The organism is Vibrio sp. R-1, assembly GCF_035615595.1.
Taxonomy (GTDB): Bacteria; Pseudomonadota; Gammaproteobacteria; order Enterobacterales; family Vibrionaceae; genus Vibrio; species Vibrio cholerae.
Map to the genome: position 1 here is coordinate 1 of NZ_WPDC01000009.1, position 17,318 is coordinate 17,318.

Below are 17,318 nucleotides of genomic sequence, written 5' to 3' on the forward strand. Positions count from 1 at the left end.
TCGATTTTAATTCACTATTTCTCAGGAATAGACAACAGCACTAATAGCGCGCCATCACCACCAAATTCGAGTGGGGCTTGGTGGAACGCCAGCACATCGGGGTGCTGCGCCAACCAGAGTGGGACGTTCTGTTTCAAGATGTGTTTGCCAATGCCATGCTGTACGCAAGCACAATGCACATTCTCTTTTAGGCAGTAGGCGATCATCGCTCCCAATTCGCGTTTCGCTTCTTGCTGAGTCATGCCGTGCATATCCAAAAACACATCGGGCACATACACACCGCGGCGTAGCCTTTTCACTTCGTACTTGGAGACATCACTGCGCGCATAACGGGTCGGCCCTTCATCCGTCAGATGAGGCATAAACTCGTCAGAAAAATAGAAATCATTGTCGGAGGCTTCACGCTCGGTACGGCGGATTTCTTTTTGCTTGGGATTTCTGTTTGGTGCGTGGAGTATGGTATCCTGACGCAACTTTTTTACGCCCTTTACTTCGTCACGAAACAGTGAGAAATCGTCGTCAAGATTATCTTTATCGTTGTTGTTATGGGTAATTCGGTGATCGTTTTTGCTCATTAGGGTGACGTGTTTTTGTTACTGTAAATGGATGACGCGGTATTGTAGCGCTTTTTGGAGGCAATTTTGGATAAGATTTTCGTTGAGGAAGCGGTTTCTGAACTGCATACCTTGCAAGACATGATTCGTTGGACTGTGAGTCGATTTAACGCTGCGAACCTGTTTTATGGTCAAGGCACGGACAACGCTTGGGATGAAGCGGTACAACTCATTCTGCCAACGCTCTATCTGCCGATTGATGTGCCTCCGCATGTGCTGAGTTCGCGCTTAACCAGCAGCGAGCGTTTACGTGTGGTAGAACGCGTGATCAAACGTATTAACGATCGTACCCCCGTGGCGTATCTGACCAACAAAGCGTGGTTCTGTGGCCTTGAGTTTTTCGTTGACTCGCGAGTACTGGTTCCGCGTTCGCCGATCGGTGAGCTGATCCAAAACCGCTTTGAACCTTGGTTGACAGAAGAGCCAACCCGCATCATGGATCTGTGTACTGGCAGCGGTTGTATCGCGATTGCTTGTGCCAATGCTTTCCCAGAAGCAGAAGTCGATGCGATTGATATTTCAGTCGATGCGCTGAACGTCGCCGAGCAAAACATTCAAGATCACGGTCTAGAACAGCAAGTTTTCCCTATCCGTTCCGATCTGTTCCGTGATTTGCCGCAAGAGCAGTATGACCTGATTGTGACCAATCCACCTTATGTGGATCAGGAAGATATGGATAGCTTGCCGAGTGAGTTCCGTCATGAACCTGAGCTCGGTCTTGCTGCGGGTAGTGATGGTTTGAAACTGGCTCGCCGTATTCTGGCTAATGCCCCACTGTATCTAAAAGAGAACGGGATTTTGGTGTGTGAGGTTGGTAACTCCATGGTGCATATGATGGAACAGTACCCGCACATCCCATTTACGTGGTTAGAGTTTGAAAATGGCGGTCACGGCGTATTTTTGCTGACTCGTGAACAGCTTATCGACTGTGCGGCGGATTTTGCGCTGTACAAAGATTAATGATGACACGCTGAATGGATGCCAACGCCGACCTTTGAGTCGGCGTTTTTTATGGCATATAAACAGCCGAAAGACCTTGGACAAGGTAGTGAATAACAGCATTAGCCCGTGAAAACGGTCGAATCTGGTCATTTTTAGGACTTTACATCACCAAGCATTAACGCCACTATGAAGCCACGAAGAACAGTTAATCAGTGAAACTGGAGTTTCACTGTGCATTGAGGAAGTCATGGCAGGAAACAGTATCGGACAACATTTCCGAGTCACCACATTCGGAGAAAGTCACGGTATCGCACTGGGATGTATTGTCGATGGTTGCCCACCGGGGCTCACCATCAGCGAAGCGGATTTACAAGTGGATCTTGACCGTCGTCGCCCCGGCACATCGCGTTATACCACCCAGCGTCGCGAGCCGGATGAAGTCAAAATTCTCTCTGGTGTGTTTGAGGGCAAAACCACAGGCACATCGATTGGGCTATTGATCGAAAACACTGACCAACGCTCTAAAGATTATTCGGATATTAAAGACAAATTCCGTCCCGGACATGCGGACTACACCTATCATCAAAAATACGGTGTACGGGATTACCGTGGCGGCGGCCGTTCATCGGCACGTGAAACCGCCATGCGTGTTGCGGCGGGAGCGATTGCCAAAAAATACCTGCAGCAAGAGTTTGGCATTGAAGTGCGTGCTTACTTGTCGCAAATGGGGGAGGTCGCGATTGATAAAGTGGATTGGAATGAGATTGAAAACAACGATTTCTTCTGCCCTGATGTCGATAAAGTGGCTGCGTTTGACGAGCTGATCCGCGAGCTGAAAAAAGAAGGCGATTCGATCGGCGCGAAAATCCAAGTGGTCGCTACAGGCGTGCCGGTTGGCTTGGGTGAGCCTGTGTTTGATCGCTTGGATGCGGATATTGCCCATGCCTTGATGAGCATCAACGCCGTGAAAGGAGTCGAGATTGGTGATGGCTTTGATGTGGTGCGCCAAAAAGGCAGTCAACATCGTGATCCGCTCACTCCACAAGGGTTCCGCTCTAACCATTCCGGTGGCATTTTAGGCGGCATCTCTAGCGGGCAAGATATTGTTGCTAATATTGCGTTGAAGCCAACGTCCAGCATTACCGTGCCGGGTGAAACAATTGACGTCAACGGTGAGCCAACCGAGCTTATCACCAAAGGTCGTCATGACCCTTGTGTGGGGATTCGCGCCGTACCGATTGCAGAAGCCATGTTGGCGATTGTGCTGATGGATCATCTGCTGCGTCATCGTGGTCAGAACCAAGGTGTCGTAACGACAACACCGAAAATTTAGTGATGCGCTAAATCCTGTAAATAGCCCAACGCCCTCGATTGAGGGCGTTGTCATATCCGCTTAATTTACTGCCGGGGGCAGGTTAGTGAATGGAGTTCTCGGTTTCTAAATGGAAAGAGGGCAGACGCCATTTAAAACGCACCGCAGCCATCCGCAAAGTGTAACCGACCACCAGAGTGACCACTGTGCTCACCACATCACTGACACCAAATTCAAGCAAGACGAGATACAGTCCTGATGCCAACAGAGCAATCGAGGCGTACAACTCTTCATGCAATACCAAAGGCGGTTGACGGCAGATTAAATCGCGCAGCAAACCACCAAACACGCCAGTGACTACCGCAGAAACTAAACAGATGCCGGGGTGCAGTCCCATGCGCATCGCTACTTGCGTACCGATGATCGAAAACACAATCAGCCCTAGCGCATCAAGACGAATAAACAGGCCTTTGAGCTTGATGACCCACTTATAGACCCAAGTGGTCAGCACGCCCGCGACACAAGTAATCGCCAGATATTCAGGATTTTTTACCCAGCCGAGTGGGTAGTGGCCCAGCAAAATATCGCGCACTGTACCACCGCCAATCGCAGTAGCGCTGGCAACCAGCATGACGCCAAACCAGTCCATTTTGCGACGGCCGGCACTCAAGGCTCCGGTCATGGCTTCCGCCGTGATCCCAATGATATACAAAACACTCAGCAGCATGCATCACCTCATTCAACAGCAGAGGATATATACCCTTCCTACTTGAGGCTGCAGCGGTGTTGGCTATGTTCGTTCACCCCAATCACATAGTTTACCTATGCTTCTAGGGATGAACTTATGGGCCGTCTACCTACAACGCCAAGTAGTTTGGTATAGAAAAATTAAGGCGAAATTCTAGGTTTTATCTTAGGGAATAAACAATGATTTTTTATAAGGTGAAGGTGGCTTTAATTAGTAAAACTAATGTCTTGCCGATTGTTCTCATTCCAATTGATTCCTAATAGAAGCCGATGGTTTTAGGTTTAGCACTTTACCCGATGAGAAAAAATCTCCAGAATGCACGCCGTCACCCATATTGACTATGCACTATGAACCATCAATACCAAGACCTCATTGATATTTTCAATCAGACGTTTTACGCCGATTACAACACCAAGCTGGAGTTGGGCGGCGATGAGCCCATTTATTTACCGGCGGATGAACGAGTCAGTTACCACCGGATTATTTTTGCTCGTGGCTTTTATGCTTCCGCTTTGCATGAAATCGCTCACTGGTGTGTGGCTGGGCCGCAACGGCGTCTGCTTGAAGATTTTGGTTACTGGTATGAGCCGGATGGTCGTACTGCACAAGTGCAGGCGGAATTTGAAAAAGTGGAAATTCGTCCGCAAGCTTATGAGTGGATTTTAGCCATAAGCGCAGGCTTTCCCTTTACCGTAAGTTGTGACAACCTCAACGGTGATTTTGAGCCAGACCGTTTGGCTTTTATGAGCAAGGTACACAGTGAAGTGCTCAAGATTCTTGAACAAGGTTTACCGCAGCGAGTAAAGATGTTGTCGGAGGCGTTACGCGCTTTTTACCAAACGCCCGCCTTACTGCCTGAACACTTTGCGGTTAAATAACCCTAGGTGAAAACCATTTATCCATTAACGAGAAGCTGATGATTATTGAATTTGAAGAGAAACTGCTGGATCTGATTGATGCACAAGTCGTTAACGCGTCCAGTGATGAGCTGTTTGCGGGTGGCTATTTACGTGGACACATTTCACTTTCTGCGGCGCAGTGTGAAGAGGAAGGGATCACCGAACTTGATGTGCTCAAGCAACGCATTGAGCAAAGTTTAGAGGCGGCGCGCTCAGAGTTGAGCCCTGCCGATCGCGCGATTGTGGCTGAGCTTTGGCAGCAGCTGGCCGCGCAGGCGTAACCAAACCATCCAGTTTGATCGCGAAAGCCACTATCAGTAGGGCAAGCAGTAGGGCAAGGCTTTCAGTAGAGCAAGGCTTTCGCGATTTCCCACGTTTTCGCTCCACTCTCCAGTGCTAAAAGTCAGTTGTTCAAACTTTCTGAACAACTAAGTAAAAAAATCAGGATTGTTGCGTATCCATTTCCCGACTAATCTTGCTTTAACACTAGTCAGGGGAAACCACCATGAAAATTATTGCCTTCGGTGCCAGCACCAGCTCAACATCTATTAATAAAGCGCTTGCCACTTTTACCGCCAATCTTGTCGATGGCGCACAGGTACAAGTGCTGAATATTAACGATTACTCTGTACCTATGTTCAGCGAAGATCTGGAAAAAGAGATCGGTCAAGCGGAAGGAGCCCAAGCCTTTTTACGCGACCTTGCACAAGCAGATGCTTTCGTGATTTCGTTTGCTGAACACAATGGTCACTACCCTGCGGCGTACAAAAACCTGTTCGATTGGGCAACTCGTATCAATCGCGCTCTGTTTGGTGATAAGCCAGCGGTGTACCTGTCTACTTCTCCAGGCCCTGGTGGTGCGAAGTCCGTGCTTGCTGCAGCTACCGCTTCAGCACCTTTCTTTGGGGGTAACGTAAAAGCATCGGTTTCAGTGCCTAGCTTCTACGATAACTTCGATCTCGAGCAAGGGGTTGTGACCAAGCCTGAGATTGTTGCTGAGCTCAAAGCTGCCGTGGCTAAGCTCTCTGCCTAAGAAAAATTGTCCATTAAGTCCTAAATGTCTAAAGCCTCGCACTGCGAGGCTTTTTTGATCGGCGTTGATTGCTTTTATCTGAGTTTTTGTGTGAGCGCCTTGCCTTTACGCAGCTTGCGAACCCACATTCGACAAGGGTGTAACTGCTCGAGCAAATCCACGCCTAATGGCATGGGGTCGCCACACATTTGTGAAGCGAGAAGTTCTGCCATCAGCGGAGCGCTACTTAAACCGCGTGAGCCAAGCCCGACCAACGCATAAAGTTGAGGATAGAGCGCGATTGGCTCAGCTTGGTGCTGCTGAGCTAAATCGCGATATTGCTCGGTGATTTTCGAAAATTCGCCGACATTGCCGACAAAAGGCAGATGATCGCGACTCACACAGCGCACGCCTTGGCGTGATTGATTGCCGCTGACATCCACTTCCAATGGCCAAGTTTGCTCAGGCAAGCAGTGAATTAGCTTTTGTGCATTTTCGCGTTGTGCTTGCGGATCAAAAGTCGCATCAAGGTGCTGGCGATCATAACTTGCCCCAATACAGTGATACCCATTTTGTTGGCTGACCGGAGTCATGTAACCGTCGTAACAGAGCACGCTGTTGATTTTGCTCAGCGTCTCTGTGGTCGGGATGTGGCTCACTTGGCCTTTCACTTTGCCAAGTGGTAACTCTGCGGTTTGTGACAGGCTGTCAAATTGATGGCCACTGGCAATCACCACACACTGATGTGACATGAGTGTGTCGCCACTGCGCAGTTGCCACAGTTGAGTCTCTGGCTGCCAAGTCAATGCATCAATCGGAGTCTGATAATGCGCAGTGAGCTTGCCCTGCTGCGCTAAAAGATGGATTAAGCCTTGAGTCAGCTCTGCTGGGCAGAGCCAGCCTCCGAGCGGATAATGCACACTGGCTTTATCCACTGGCACGCCGACTTGTTGGTTGGTTGGCTCTGCGGATAAACCATGCACTAATTGTGTTGGGAAATCCCCCTCAAGCATGCTCTTGAGTTTGTCCGTTGCTTTTTCATCCCACATTAATTGAGTCACGCCGCACCAATCGTGGTCAAATTGTATCTGCTCCGCCGCTTGTTCAATCCATTGGCGGGCAAACAGAAAGGCAGGCGCAAACACTCGTGAAACGGCGTTGTGATCGCCACTGAGTAGCGGATAGACCGCGCCTTGTCGGTTACCGGATGCACCTTGCGCTGGTTTCTCATCGGCGCAGTAAAGCGTGACGGCAACACCGCGTCTGGCTAAGGTTGTCGCTAGCGTGGCACTGGCGATACCGCCGCCGATGATGGCCACCTCTTGTAAGCCGTGAGTGGCCTCAAAACGAAATTCGGGTGCGATATTGGTGTAAGGTACTTTTTCACTCAGGCTGCCGGCGATCATTTCACGCTTAGTGCCAAAGCCTTTAACCTTTTTCATCGCAAAACCCGCGTCAATCAAGCCGCGGCGGACAAAGCCAGCCGAAGTAAAGGTGGCGCAGGTACAGCCATTTTTCGCCAGTTTCGCCATACCTGCAAACAGGTCTTGATTCCACATCTCGGGGTTTTTGCTGGGAGCAAAACCATCGAGGAACCATGCATCCACTAAGCCTTGCTCTTGTGTTGCGACTTTCGGCAGGCAGTCTTTGATATCCCCAAACCAGAGATCGAGCGTGACGAGTCCATCATCCAACACAATCCGCTGACACTCTGGAATGGCTAACGGGTAGTGCTTATGCAGTTTTTGCGCGAATTGCGCCAGTTCCGGCCACGCTTGATGCGCTTGAATTAAATCGCTTTTACTGAGCGGGTATTTTTCAAAACTGATGAAATGCAGCTCTTTGAGTTTGGCATCGGGATTGGCTTCACGAAACGCGACAAACGCTTGCCACACCGCCAGAAAATTCAGGCCAGTACCGAAGCCGGTTTCTGCAATCACAAATCGTCTTTGGTCATCGTTGTGCCATCTTTGTGGGAGATGATTCTGCTCAAGGAACACATAGCGCGTCTCAGCCAGACCATTGACGTTAGAGAAATAAACATCGTCAAATTGATCGGAGACGGGGGTTCCTGCGTCGTTCCAGCCAAGCTGGGCGTGTGAAATGGATGACATAATGAACAAATTCTATGAAATCAGGCTGAATATGGCTCGAGATTGTACGAATTTATGGGAAAGCTGACCACTTCTGTTATCCTTCTTCGATATCATCTAGCCAAATTTACATAATAGGAATGTTACATGAAACGAGTCGTCATCACCGGTATGGGTATTATTTCGAGTATCGGTAACAACGTCGAAGAAGTTTTGGCCTCACTAAAAGCTGGCAAGTCAGGCATCACCGCCTCTGAACAGTTTAAAGAGCATGGTTTGCGTTCACAGGTTTGGGGCGATTTAAAAATCAATCCAGAAGAACATATCGATCGTAAGCAAATGCGCTTTATGGGTGATGCGGCTGCGTATGCATACCTATCTCTTGAACAAGCGATTGCTGATGCGGGTTTAACCCCTGAGCAAGTGTCGAACGACCGTACGGGTATCGTTGCTGGCTCTGGTGGCGCATCTTCTGAAAACCAAGTTATCGCAGTCGATACTCAGCGTGAAAAAGGCGTAAAACGCGTGGGTCCTTACATGGTGCCTCGTACCATGTCTTCTACCGTTTCTGCGTGTTTGGCTACGCCATTCAAAATTCGCGGTGTGAACTACTCAATCAGCTCTGCTTGCGCGACTTCGGCGCACTGTATTGGTAACGCGGTTGAGCTTATCCAACTGGGTAAGCAAGACATCGTGTTTGCCGGTGGTGGTGAAGAGCTCTACTGGTCACAAACCATGATGTTTGATGCGATGGGCGCACTATCCACCAAATACAACGAAACACCAGAAAAAGCGTCGCGTACCTACGATGCCGATCGTGATGGTTTCGTGATCTCTGGCGGCGGCGGCATGGTGGTGGTTGAAGAGTTGGAACACGCTCTGGCGCGCGGCGCAAAAATTTACGGTGAAATCGTCGGTTACGGCGCGACTTCCGATGGCTACGACATGGTTGCTCCATCGGGTGAAGGCGCTATCCGTTGTATGAAAATGGCGATGCAAGGCGTGGATAAGATTGATTACATCAACACCCACGGCACATCAACCCCAGTCGGTGATGTGAAAGAACTGGGTGCAATCCAAGAAGTGTTTGGCGGCAATAGCCCAGCGATTTCTGCAACCAAAGCGATGACCGGTCACGCATTGGGCGCTGCGGGTGTGCATGAAGCCATTTATTCAACACTGATGCTGCACCACGGCTTTATCGCTCCAAGTATTAACATTGATACCTTGGATGAAGCGGCGCAAGGTCTGGATATTGTGACGGAACTGCGTGAGCAAGAGCTGACGACTGTGATGTCTAACAGCTTTGGTTTTGGTGGTACAAACGCAACTTTGGTTATCAAAAAATACCAAGGTTAAGCGCACCAGATCCAACACAGTTTCCAGAACAGATTAGTTTCGCTAATCGAACAGACGCAGACTCTGTCCCATGGAGAGCGGGATAGGATCCTTTTGTTCTGGATGTTTGCCCGGCGGCTTAGGTCGTCGGGTATTTTTATTCTCGACAGCCTCCGTGCTTTTCTGCACAATGCCTGCAACTTTGATTGCCGCAAATTCCCACTATGAAAATTCTGATTGATGAGAACATGCCTTACGCTCAAGCGCTGTTTAGTCAGCTTGGCGAAGTGATCTTAAAGCCCGGCCGTACCTTAACCGCTGATGATCTGATTGATGTTGATGCCTTAATGATTCGCTCAGTCACCAAAGTCAATGAAGCTCTCCTTGCTAAAGCGAATCGCTTGAAGTTCGTGGGTACCGCGACCGCGGGTATGGACCATGTTGACCAAGCTCTGTTAAGAGAGCGTGGCATCTTCTTCACGGCGGCTCCTGGCTGTAACAAAGTCGGCGTTGCGGAATACGTGTTCAGCGTGCTCATGGTGCTTGCGCAGCAGCAAGGGTTCTCGGTTTTCGATAAAACGGTAGGCATCATCGGTGCTGGCCAAGTGGGTAGCTATCTTGCGAAGTGTCTTTCTGGCATTGGCATGAAAGTGCTGCTCAATGATCCGCCTAAGCAAGCGCAAGGTGATGAGCGAGAATTCACAGCGCTGGAAACCTTACTTAAACAAGCGGATGTGATCACCCTGCATACGCCGATTACCCGCAGCGGTGAGTGGCCAACCCATCATCTGATTGATGCGGCAATTCTTGAGCAACTGCGCAGTGACCAGATTTTAATTAATGCGGCGCGTGGCCCTGTAGTGGATAACGCGGCGCTGAAAGCGCGTTTACAACAAGGCGATGGTTTTACCGCCGTGTTAGACGTGTTTGAGTTTGAACCGCAAGTGGATATGGAATTGCTACCGCTGCTCGCATTTGCCACTCCGCATATTGCAGGCTATGGCCTTGAAGGTAAGGCGCGTGGTACCACCATGATTTTCAATAGCTACTGCGAGTTTCTTGGCAGTGCACACTGTGCAAACCCAGCAAGCTTGTTACCCAAAGCGCCTGTGCCCAAAGTGTATCTAGAGCGAGCATGGGACGAGGAAACACTGCGTACGCTAACTCAAATTATTTATGATGTGCGTAAAGATGACGCACAGTTTCGCCGCGAGATTCACCAACCCGGAGCGTTTGACTTAATGCGCAAACACTATTGGGATAGACGTGAATACAGCGCGGTGACTCTAGCTGGAGGCGCTGATTGCCATTTGGCTCCTTTGGCTAAACTCGGTTTTCAAGTAGAGGTATGTGATGAGCCAACAATTTAATGTTGCCATTTTTGGCGCAACCGGCGCTGTAGGCGAAACCATGTTGGAAGTACTGCAGGAGCGTGAGTTTCCTGTGGATGAACTTTTCCTGCTGGCCAGTGAGCGCAGTGAGGGAAAAACCTATCGCTTCAACGGTAAAACCGTGCGTGTGCAAAATGTTGAAGAGTTTGACTGGTCGCAAGTGCATATTGCGCTGTTTTCTGCCGGTGGTGAGCTTTCTGCCAAGTGGGCTCCGATTGCCGCAGAAGCGGGGGTCGTGGTGATCGACAACACTTCACACTTCCGTTACGACTACGACATTCCTCTTGTGGTACCTGAAGTGAACCCAGAAGCGATTGCCGAATTTCGTAACCGCAATATTATTGCTAACCCAAACTGCTCAACCATTCAGATGCTTGTCGCGCTAAAGCCGATTTACGATGCGGTGGGGATTGAACGTATTAACGTGACGACTTATCAATCGGTCTCAGGGGCTGGGAAAGCAGGGATTGATGAGTTAGCAGGTCAAACGGCTAAACTGCTCAATGGCTATCCTGCGGAAACACAAGCATTTAGCCAGCAGATCGCGTTTAACTGTATTCCACAAATCGATCAGTTTATGGACAACGGTTACACTAAAGAAGAGATGAAGATGGTGTGGGAAACCCAGAAAATCTTCAATGATCCTTCGATCATGGTCAACCCAACGTGCGTACGTGTACCGGTATTCTACGGTCATGCGGAAGCCGTACACGTGGAAACTCGCGCGCCAATTGATGCTGAGCAAGTGATGGATATGCTAGAGCAAACCGATGGTATTGAGCTGTTCCGCGGTGCGGATTTTCCAACGCAAGTGCGTGATGCCGGCGGTAAAGACCATGTGTTGGTTGGGCGTGTACGAAATGACATTAGCCACCATAGTGGAATCAACTTGTGGGTAGTGGCGGATAACGTGCGTAAAGGCGCTGCCACCAATGCGGTGCAAATTGCAGAGCTGCTCGTACGCGATTACTTCTAAGCTTTTCATTAAGTTATAAAAAACCCACCATTCGGTGGGTTTTTACTATCTGGTTCGGTTTACAGGGCGTAAAGCCTAGGGTTATTTCTTCGGCTTGTGAGCGTTAGGATTGTCTTTGCAGCTACCCTCACTGCCACATTTGCCATACAAATAGAGGCTGTGGTTAGTCAGTTGCACATTGTATTTCGCCGCGATCTCTTTTTGACGTTGTTCAATCACATCGTCAGAAAACTCGATGACTTCGCCACAATCTAAACAGACTAGGTGGTCATGGTGATGCTGAGTTGAAAGCTCAAATACTGACTTGCCGCCTTCAAAATGGTGACGAGTGACGATACCAGCATCATCAAATTGGTTGAGAACACGGTACACTGTGGCAAGACCAATCTCTTCGCCGAGATCAATCAACTTTTTGTACAGCTCCTCAGCACTAATATGTTGGCACTCTGGCTGTTGTAAAACTTCTAAAATCTTAAGCCGTGGGAGGGTAACTTTAAGACCAGCATCCTTTAGCGCTTGGTTATTGTCTGACATATACTTTCCTGTTGATGTTCTGCAGTGATACATCCGTTCTACATGAAATGGCAATCGTATTGGCTGCGTTGTCAAACCCACCTCAACCGTTGCTGTAGTGGGGATCACTCACTTGCCGTCTACCTGCATCTCAATTCGTTTGGGTATAACAGAAGTCAATGTTGCTTTGCATTATAGGTGAGTCACCGCGAACAATAAACCACGAACTTCAAGAGGTTAATGGGAAACCTGCAAAGTCGAGGCAAATCACTGAACAAAGTGCTCTTACCAGTTACAATAATTTAACAACGATAGCATCATTATTAGGCAGCAACCATGATGCATTGATTACTGCTGCCTTACACGAAGTCTAGGGCACTCAGGGTATGAATAAAACACTCTCTAAGCTTTATCAACCGAATATTGTGAAGTGGGCACTAAACTCTTGGCCTCCATTTTGGGGCGCTGGGATCCATATCGAATCGATCAGTGCGGATTTTCGCGAAGTTCGCATCCGCTTGAAATTACGCTGGTGGAATAAAAACGCCAACCGGACTCAATACGGCGGCAGCATTTTCTCACTGACGGATCCCGTTTATGCCTTGATGCTGATGGGCATATTGGGGCAGCGTTATTACGTATGGGACAAAGAAGCGAGCATTAACTTCATTAAACCGGGCGATACGGATCTCTTCGCCGAATTTCGCATCACCCAAGAAATGCTGGATTGGATCTTAGCGTCCACAGCGGAAGGCGATAAATGCTTCCCTGAATTTATTGTGCATGTCAAAAATACTCGTGGCGAAGTGGTTTCGGAGGTGCAGCGCAAGCTTTATGTGCGTAAAAAACCGCAATACCGCGAAAGTGTCAGCGAGTGTATTGAGTAACCTTCATCGGTTTTGGCGTTGGCACAAAGCAATCCAAGCTTCTACGGTTTTTGAAACATAACGTTCGCGATGCCAAACCACGCCCAAACGCCAGTCTATAGCCGGTGCGATGGGGTAGATTAATACGCCATCCCCTTGAATCCTTTGACAAAGTGGAGCTGGAAGAAAGCATACGCCAACCCCGCTTTTGACTAATGCCACCAAAAAATCCCACTGGCTACTGCGCGCGGCGACTTGTGGTGTATAGCCCGCCGCTTGGCAGCAGGTATGAATGTGGTCACTTAGAGTAAATTCATGGGTAAACAGATAGAAAGGCTCTTGGCTGATCTGCGTCCAAGTGAGTGTGGTGAGTGATCGCCAGCGAGGAATATCGGGGACCACGGCAAAAATAGGGTAGTGATCGAGGGCAACCGTATTGAGATCGGGATGCTGATTAGGGGAAAGCATGGTCACCGCCACATCAATATCACCGTCTAAGATCGCTTGTTCTATCTTACGTCCGCCGTACTCCACCACCGTTAATTCGACGTTAGGATACGTCTGACGATATTGACGAAATAACCGTGCGTAAACATGCCCCACCATGGGCGGGATGCCTAAACGCAAATGGCCGCGCTGCAGTTGGTTTAAATCCGTGAGTTCCGCGTCCAGTTGCTGCATTTGGGTTAAGATCTGCTGTGCTCTTTGATAGACAATCTCTCCGGCTTCAGTCAGCCAGAAGCGTCGTCCTTCACGATGTAGAAGGGGCTGTTCTAACTCCTGCTCCAAATTACGGATCATCTTACTGATGGTTGGCTGAGTCACAAACAGGCGCTCAGAGGCTTTGGTAAAACTCTGCTGGTTAACCAGTTCAACGAAGTAGCGTAGGGCGCGGATATCCATCAAAAGTCTCTTTGTATGCCTAAATGGCATGAATTAAATAAATTTAAGTCATTTTATGCTGGTAATCACCCGGAATACAATGTGACCCAGTTCCCATTTTATCTAGGCAACCTTAATGCAAAACGTTACGCGTACTTTTCAGTTCAAGCATAGCCTACTGATTGTCGTTCAAGTGGCGGCACTTTCACTGATTTGGTTTTTCTCCGATTGGTTGGTCAATCAGTTTCACCTGCCGTTACCCGCCAATTTAACGGGAATGCTGATTTTGTTGTTACTGGTCATGCTCAAAGTGGTAAATGTCGAGTGGTTTCGGCGCGGGGCGAGCTGGTTGCTGGCTGAAATGTTGCTGTTTTTTGTTCCGGCTGTCGTGGCGGTAGTGAATTACCAAGACTTAATGCGCCAAGAGGGGATTAAAATTGCTGTGGTTTTAGTGGCCAGCACCATCTTGGTGATCGCATCGACGGCTTGGGTCGTCGATAAAATGCATCGAGTTGAGCTGGTTTTAGCGAGACGTAAACGTCGCCAGATAGCGCTGGCGCGCAGTGTGGAGAAGTAGAACATATGTCGACTTCATTACTCAGCCTTTTCTGTTTTCTGCTCACGTTACTGTTTTACTATGCGAGTAAATTTCTTTATCGACGTAAACGCAGTTTGTTGCTGATGCCGCTGTTACTCGCGCCATTGCTGCTCGTCATCGTGGTGATGATGTTTCATATTCCTTACCAAGCTTACATGGCCGATGCCCATTGGCTATTGTGGTTACTTGGCCCTGCAACCGTCGCTTTTGCCGTTCCGGTTTACGATAACCGGGCGTTATTGCGTCAGCACTGGTTATCCCTATCCGTTGGTGTCTTGGTATCGGTGCTGGTGGCTATCTCAAGTACGGTGTTGTTGGCGCGTTGGCTCAACCTTCCTGACTTGCTGCAACGCAGCCTTGCCATGCGTTCTATTACCACTCCTTTTGCGGTAGAAGCGACGAAATCGATTGGTGGACAAAGTGATCTAACCGCGCTGTTTGTGGTACTGACAGGGGTAATTGGCATGGCTGTTGGTGAGATAATCCTCACCGTGCTTTCTATTCGCTCTCGCTTAGGGAAAGGAGCAAGTTTAGGGGCTTCAGCTCATGGTGCCGGCACGGCTAAAGCCTATCAAATCGGTAATTCAGAGGGTGTGGTGTCCAGCGTAGTGATGATGTTGGCGGGCATGGTAACTGTGGTGATCGCTCCTTGGATTGGTCGCTGGTTTTGGTGATAGGCAGAGATTGAAACTCCCCTAATAAAAAATCCCCTGCTGGGCAGGGGATTTTTTAATTTGACTCTGCAAATTAGTCTTCAAGTTCAGCGAGACACATCTCTTCATAAACTTGGTTAACCCATTTGGTCACGCGTTGCTCAGTTAGCTCTGGCTGGCGATCTTCATCGATACACAGACCGACGAAGTGATTTTCATCCACTAGGGCTTTAGAAGCTTCAAATTCGTAACCTTCCGTTGGCCAGTGGCCGACAATAGTTGCGCCTTTCGCTTGAATGATGTCACGTACGGTGCCCATCGCATCACAGAAGTACTCTGCGTAATCTTCTTGGTCACCACAACCAAAAATGGCAACAAGCTTAGTTGAAAAATCAATGGCTTCTAGCTCAGGGAAAAAGTCGTCCCAGTCGCACTGTGCTTCACCGTAGTACCAAGTCGGGATACCCAGCAACAGCAGGTCGAAGTTATTGATGTCTTCTTTGCTGCTTTTGGCAATATCTTGTACGTGAACCAGTTTTTTACCGAGTTGTTTTTGAATCATCTTTGCAATAGCTTCGGTGTTGCCGGTGTCGCTGCCAAAGAAGATACCTACACTTGCCATAGAATCATTACCTTTAGAATGTTAAAGAGTCGCGAAGCCTTGCGGAGCTTAACCTAGTCCGCTGCCTTCCCAAGTCAATTGAATTATGCCTTTGGCGACAAAGCCTGCGCACCCTAAAAAGAGAACCAACCACACAATACGACGCCCGAAAGGGGGAACATTACCTTGTTTCAACACATCTTTAATGGCCATGCCAATCAAGAAGAAGATTGAGGCAAACAGCAGATCGAGTCCTACAGACTCCAACATGTTCATGTAGTCGTAAAGCATGATATTCCTTTATGCCAAATTGCTTGCGCGCACTATACCACTGTTATCTGACAAAGTTAATGTGCGTAGTGTTTCTCAATTCACACTTGATTGCCTTAAACAGGCACATCAATAAATTTACGGATTGCACGTATAACTTCAGCGGGTTTTTCCGCGTGCAGCCAGTGTCCCGTGTTTGCGATCACATGAGCTTTGGCTTGGCTAAACTGGGCTTGCACCATGGGCTGATGTTGTGTGGTCAGATAATCCGAATCTGCCCCTTTAATAAATAAGGTTGGAATCCGGCATTTGGCGATAATATCCCAGCCTAAAATCTCTGCATAATGCGCTTTGAGTGCCGCAACATTGAAGCGCCATGTCATCACGTTCTGTTCCGACATTAAAGATTTGCCGAGAAATTGTCTAACGCCTTCTTGCTCAATATGTTGCGCTAAAATTGCCATCACTTCACTGCGTGACGTGGGCTTTTGCGCTAACACCGCTTCGAGTCCAGCAAACACATTGTCGTGACGCCGTTGGTTATACGCGACAGGTGACATGTCCAGCACCACTAATTGACGGATTTTTTCTGTGGCAATATCGGCTAATTTCATGGCCACTTTACCACCCATCGAGTGACCGATCACCACTACCGAAGTGAGGTTGAGGTGTTCAAGCAACTGGTTTACGTCTTGTGCCATCAACGCGTAATTGTGCTCATCACTGTGGAAAGAGAGCCCGTGGTTACGCAGATCCAAGCTCAGTACTTGGTGATCGTTTTTCAGATCGCGCGCAAGCAAGCCAAGATTATCCAAGCTACCAAATAAGCCATGGATCAAAACAACGGTCTCACCGCTGCCTTCAAGTTTGTAGTTAAGAAGTGCTGACATTTTATCTTATTAGTGATTGGTTTAACGTAGAGTCTCAGTCAAGATCTCGCTATAATCCCCGAAAGTTTAAACATAGAGATTGTGAAAAGCGAATGAAAACAATTGAGGTTGATGAGGATCTATACCGTTACATTGCGAGTCAGACTTTGCATATTGGTGAAAGTGCCTCCGATATTTTGCGTCGTCTTCTCAATGTAGATGGTGAATTAGCCACTGCTGCGCCTGCTGCTGAGCCGAAAGGGATAGTTGTAAGCAAAGATGCCGCTTTCGATACCAAAATTGATGGTGTTAAAGCGATGCGTTCACTGCTGATTTCCGATGAATTTGCCGGGCTAAAAAATGCGATCGATCGCTTCATGCTGATTCTGTCCACTCTTCATCGCATCGACTCTGCGAGCTTTTCTGAAGCGACTATGGTCAAAGGTCGCAAGCGCGTTTACTTTGCTGATAACGAACAGACGTTGCTTGCCAGCGGGCAAACAACCAAACCTAAGGCGATCCCAAATACGCCGTTTTGGGTGATCACCAACAACAACACTAGCCGCAAGCAACAGATGGTTGAACAGGTGATGGTGCGCATGGGCTTCCCAAGCGACATTATTGAGAAAGTTACCCATTCCATTTGATTTTTGCTGATTACAGCCCAAAATTCTGATTCAAGCCTCATAATGCGTAGTGCTACACCGCTATTATGAGGTTTTATTTTATGTGAAATTTAAA

At 48.5% G+C, this 17,318-nt stretch carries 20 protein-coding genes; 12 read left to right on the forward strand and 8 right to left on the reverse strand.

Going from position 1 to position 17,318, the window contains the following annotated elements:
* Positions 1-14: 14 nt before the first annotated feature.
* Positions 15-575, reverse strand: coding sequence for an endonuclease SmrB (gene smrB / locus GOU96_RS03255; RefSeq protein ID WP_000041524.1), 561 nt, complete (start codon positions 573-575; stop codon positions 15-17).
* A gap of 66 nt (positions 576-641) precedes the next feature.
* Here smrB and prmB point away from each other — a divergent pair, with 66 nt between their 5' ends.
* Positions 642-1,574, forward strand: a complete 933-nt coding sequence (prmB, locus tag GOU96_RS03260) for a 50S ribosomal protein L3 N(5)-glutamine methyltransferase (RefSeq protein ID WP_000357782.1) — start codon at positions 642-644, stop codon at positions 1,572-1,574.
* Positions 1,575-1,803: 229 nt separating this feature from the next.
* On the forward strand, positions 1,804-2,889 hold the full coding sequence (gene aroC, locus GOU96_RS03265; protein WP_000918437.1) for a chorismate synthase: 1,086 nt from the start codon (positions 1,804-1,806) through the stop codon (positions 2,887-2,889).
* Positions 2,890-2,971: 82 nt separating this feature from the next.
* On the opposite strand, the gene GOU96_RS03270 is transcribed toward aroC, so the two are convergent.
* Positions 2,972-3,595, reverse strand: a complete 624-nt coding sequence (locus GOU96_RS03270; RefSeq protein ID WP_000927466.1) for a trimeric intracellular cation channel family protein — start codon at positions 3,593-3,595, stop codon at positions 2,972-2,974.
* Positions 3,596-3,963: 368 nt separating this feature from the next.
* Between GOU96_RS03270 and GOU96_RS03275 the strand changes: the two genes are divergently transcribed.
* The 3 genes from GOU96_RS03275 (at position 3,964) to GOU96_RS03285 (ending at position 5,548) form a co-directional block, all read left to right on the forward strand.
* Entirely contained in the window at positions 3,964-4,494 is a 531-nt protein-coding gene (locus tag GOU96_RS03275; RefSeq protein ID WP_001016499.1) for an elongation factor P hydroxylase, read from the forward strand.
* A gap of 38 nt (positions 4,495-4,532) precedes the next feature.
* Entirely contained in the window at positions 4,533-4,796 is a 264-nt protein-coding gene (locus GOU96_RS03280; protein ID WP_000582706.1) for a YfcL family protein, read from the forward strand.
* A gap of 224 nt (positions 4,797-5,020) precedes the next feature.
* Positions 5,021-5,548, forward strand: a complete 528-nt coding sequence (locus GOU96_RS03285; RefSeq protein WP_000690957.1) for an NADPH-dependent FMN reductase — start codon at positions 5,021-5,023, stop codon at positions 5,546-5,548.
* Between the two features lie 74 nt (positions 5,549-5,622).
* Here the strand turns inward: GOU96_RS03285 and mnmC are convergent, their stop codons facing one another.
* The gene (mnmC, locus tag GOU96_RS03290; RefSeq protein WP_267781093.1) at positions 5,623-7,641 is read right to left on the reverse strand and encodes a bifunctional tRNA (5-methylaminomethyl-2-thiouridine)(34)-methyltransferase MnmD/FAD-dependent 5-carboxymethylaminomethyl-2-thiouridine(34) oxidoreductase MnmC; all 2,019 of its coding nucleotides are present in this window, start codon (positions 7,639-7,641) and stop codon (positions 5,623-5,625) included.
* Between the two features lie 126 nt (positions 7,642-7,767).
* Here mnmC and fabB point away from each other — a divergent pair, with 126 nt between their 5' ends.
* The 3 genes from fabB (at position 7,768) to GOU96_RS03305 (ending at position 11,325) form a co-directional block, all read left to right on the forward strand.
* Positions 7,768-8,979 (forward strand): beta-ketoacyl-ACP synthase I, encoded by a 1,212-nt coding sequence (gene fabB, locus GOU96_RS03295; RefSeq protein WP_000832701.1) that lies wholly within the window; start codon positions 7,768-7,770, stop codon positions 8,977-8,979.
* A gap of 203 nt (positions 8,980-9,182) precedes the next feature.
* Entirely contained in the window at positions 9,183-10,328 is a 1,146-nt protein-coding gene (locus GOU96_RS03300) for a 4-phosphoerythronate dehydrogenase (RefSeq protein WP_162813352.1), read from the forward strand.
* Positions 10,312-11,325 carry an aspartate-semialdehyde dehydrogenase gene (locus tag GOU96_RS03305; RefSeq protein WP_000082626.1) on the forward strand — a complete coding sequence of 338 codons (1,014 nt, stop codon included), beginning with the start codon at positions 10,312-10,314 and terminating at the stop codon, positions 11,323-11,325. The genes GOU96_RS03300 and GOU96_RS03305 overlap by 17 nt, the downstream gene beginning before the upstream one ends.
* An 81-nt stretch (positions 11,326-11,406) precedes the next feature.
* Here the strand turns inward: GOU96_RS03305 and fcrX are convergent, their stop codons facing one another.
* Positions 11,407-11,859, reverse strand: a complete 453-nt coding sequence (gene fcrX / locus GOU96_RS03310) for a ferric iron uptake transcriptional regulator FcrX (protein WP_001282827.1) — start codon at positions 11,857-11,859, stop codon at positions 11,407-11,409.
* Between the two features lie 365 nt (positions 11,860-12,224).
* On the opposite strand from fcrX, the gene GOU96_RS03315 reads away from it, so the two are divergent.
* A complete protein-coding gene (locus GOU96_RS03315) occupies positions 12,225-12,725 on the forward strand; it encodes a DUF4442 domain-containing protein (protein ID WP_001044405.1) in 501 nt (166 codons plus the stop codon).
* A gap of 3 nt (positions 12,726-12,728) precedes the next feature.
* Here GOU96_RS03315 and GOU96_RS03320 read toward each other — a convergent pair whose 3' ends face one another.
* Positions 12,729-13,607, reverse strand: coding sequence for a LysR family transcriptional regulator (locus tag GOU96_RS03320; RefSeq protein ID WP_000354572.1), 879 nt, complete (start codon positions 13,605-13,607; stop codon positions 12,729-12,731).
* Positions 13,608-13,722: 115 nt separating this feature from the next.
* Between GOU96_RS03320 and GOU96_RS03325 the strand changes: the two genes are divergently transcribed.
* Together GOU96_RS03325 and GOU96_RS03330 are read left to right on the forward strand one after the other, a co-directional pair.
* The gene (locus tag GOU96_RS03325) at positions 13,723-14,163 is read left to right on the forward strand and encodes a CidA/LrgA family protein (protein WP_001181833.1); all 441 of its coding nucleotides are present in this window, start codon (positions 13,723-13,725) and stop codon (positions 14,161-14,163) included.
* Between the two features lie 5 nt (positions 14,164-14,168).
* Complete coding sequence (locus tag GOU96_RS03330; protein WP_000107910.1) at positions 14,169-14,858, forward strand: LrgB family protein; 690 nt, start codon at positions 14,169-14,171, stop codon at positions 14,856-14,858.
* 73 nt (positions 14,859-14,931) lie between these two features.
* Here the strand turns inward: GOU96_RS03330 and fldA are convergent, their stop codons facing one another.
* The 3 genes from fldA to GOU96_RS03345 all read right to left on the reverse strand — a co-directional run bounded on the left by fldA (position 14,932) and on the right by GOU96_RS03345 (position 16,598).
* Entirely contained in the window at positions 14,932-15,459 is a 528-nt protein-coding gene (gene fldA, locus GOU96_RS03335; protein ID WP_000179037.1) for a flavodoxin FldA, read from the reverse strand.
* Positions 15,460-15,507: 48 nt separating this feature from the next.
* Complete coding sequence (locus tag GOU96_RS03340; RefSeq protein ID WP_000965050.1) at positions 15,508-15,729, reverse strand: DUF2788 domain-containing protein; 222 nt, start codon at positions 15,727-15,729, stop codon at positions 15,508-15,510.
* A gap of 95 nt (positions 15,730-15,824) precedes the next feature.
* Positions 15,825-16,598, reverse strand: coding sequence for an alpha/beta fold hydrolase (locus GOU96_RS03345; protein ID WP_053033459.1), 774 nt, complete (start codon positions 16,596-16,598; stop codon positions 15,825-15,827).
* Between the two features lie 92 nt (positions 16,599-16,690).
* Here GOU96_RS03345 and seqA point away from each other — a divergent pair, with 92 nt between their 5' ends.
* Positions 16,691-17,224, forward strand: a complete 534-nt coding sequence (gene seqA, locus GOU96_RS03350; RefSeq protein WP_000848402.1) for a replication initiation negative regulator SeqA — start codon at positions 16,691-16,693, stop codon at positions 17,222-17,224.
* Positions 17,225-17,318 lie beyond the last annotated feature (94 nt).

Coding starts and splice junctions, on each gene's coding strand:
- smrB (WP_000041524.1), bottom strand. CDS start 575: ATGAGCAAAAACGATCACCGAATTACCCATAACAACAACGATAAAGAT.
- aroC (WP_000918437.1), top strand. CDS start 1,804: ATGGCAGGAAACAGTATCGGACAACATTTCCGAGTCACCACATTCGGA.
- GOU96_RS03270 (WP_000927466.1), bottom strand. CDS start 3,595: ATGCTGCTGAGTGTTTTGTATATCATTGGGATCACGGCGGAAGCCATG.
- GOU96_RS03275 (WP_001016499.1), top strand. CDS start 3,964: ATGAACCATCAATACCAAGACCTCATTGATATTTTCAATCAGACGTTT.
- GOU96_RS03280 (WP_000582706.1), top strand. CDS start 4,533: ATGATTATTGAATTTGAAGAGAAACTGCTGGATCTGATTGATGCACAA.
- GOU96_RS03285 (WP_000690957.1), top strand. CDS start 5,021: ATGAAAATTATTGCCTTCGGTGCCAGCACCAGCTCAACATCTATTAAT.
- mnmC (WP_267781093.1), bottom strand. CDS start 7,641: ATGTCATCCATTTCACACGCCCAGCTTGGCTGGAACGACGCAGGAACC.
- fabB (WP_000832701.1), top strand. CDS start 7,768: ATGAAACGAGTCGTCATCACCGGTATGGGTATTATTTCGAGTATCGGT.
- GOU96_RS03300 (WP_162813352.1), top strand. CDS start 9,183: ATGAAAATTCTGATTGATGAGAACATGCCTTACGCTCAAGCGCTGTTT.
- GOU96_RS03305 (WP_000082626.1), top strand. CDS start 10,312: ATGAGCCAACAATTTAATGTTGCCATTTTTGGCGCAACCGGCGCTGTA.
- fcrX (WP_001282827.1), bottom strand. CDS start 11,859: ATGTCAGACAATAACCAAGCGCTAAAGGATGCTGGTCTTAAAGTTACC.
- GOU96_RS03315 (WP_001044405.1), top strand. CDS start 12,225: ATGAATAAAACACTCTCTAAGCTTTATCAACCGAATATTGTGAAGTGG.
- GOU96_RS03320 (WP_000354572.1), bottom strand. CDS start 13,607: ATGGATATCCGCGCCCTACGCTACTTCGTTGAACTGGTTAACCAGCAG.
- GOU96_RS03325 (WP_001181833.1), top strand. CDS start 13,723: ATGCAAAACGTTACGCGTACTTTTCAGTTCAAGCATAGCCTACTGATT.
- GOU96_RS03330 (WP_000107910.1), top strand. CDS start 14,169: ATGTCGACTTCATTACTCAGCCTTTTCTGTTTTCTGCTCACGTTACTG.
- fldA (WP_000179037.1), bottom strand. CDS start 15,459: ATGGCAAGTGTAGGTATCTTCTTTGGCAGCGACACCGGCAACACCGAA.
- GOU96_RS03340 (WP_000965050.1), bottom strand. CDS start 15,729: ATGCTTTACGACTACATGAACATGTTGGAGTCTGTAGGACTCGATCTG.
- GOU96_RS03345 (WP_053033459.1), bottom strand. CDS start 16,598: ATGTCAGCACTTCTTAACTACAAACTTGAAGGCAGCGGTGAGACCGTT.
- seqA (WP_000848402.1), top strand. CDS start 16,691: ATGAAAACAATTGAGGTTGATGAGGATCTATACCGTTACATTGCGAGT.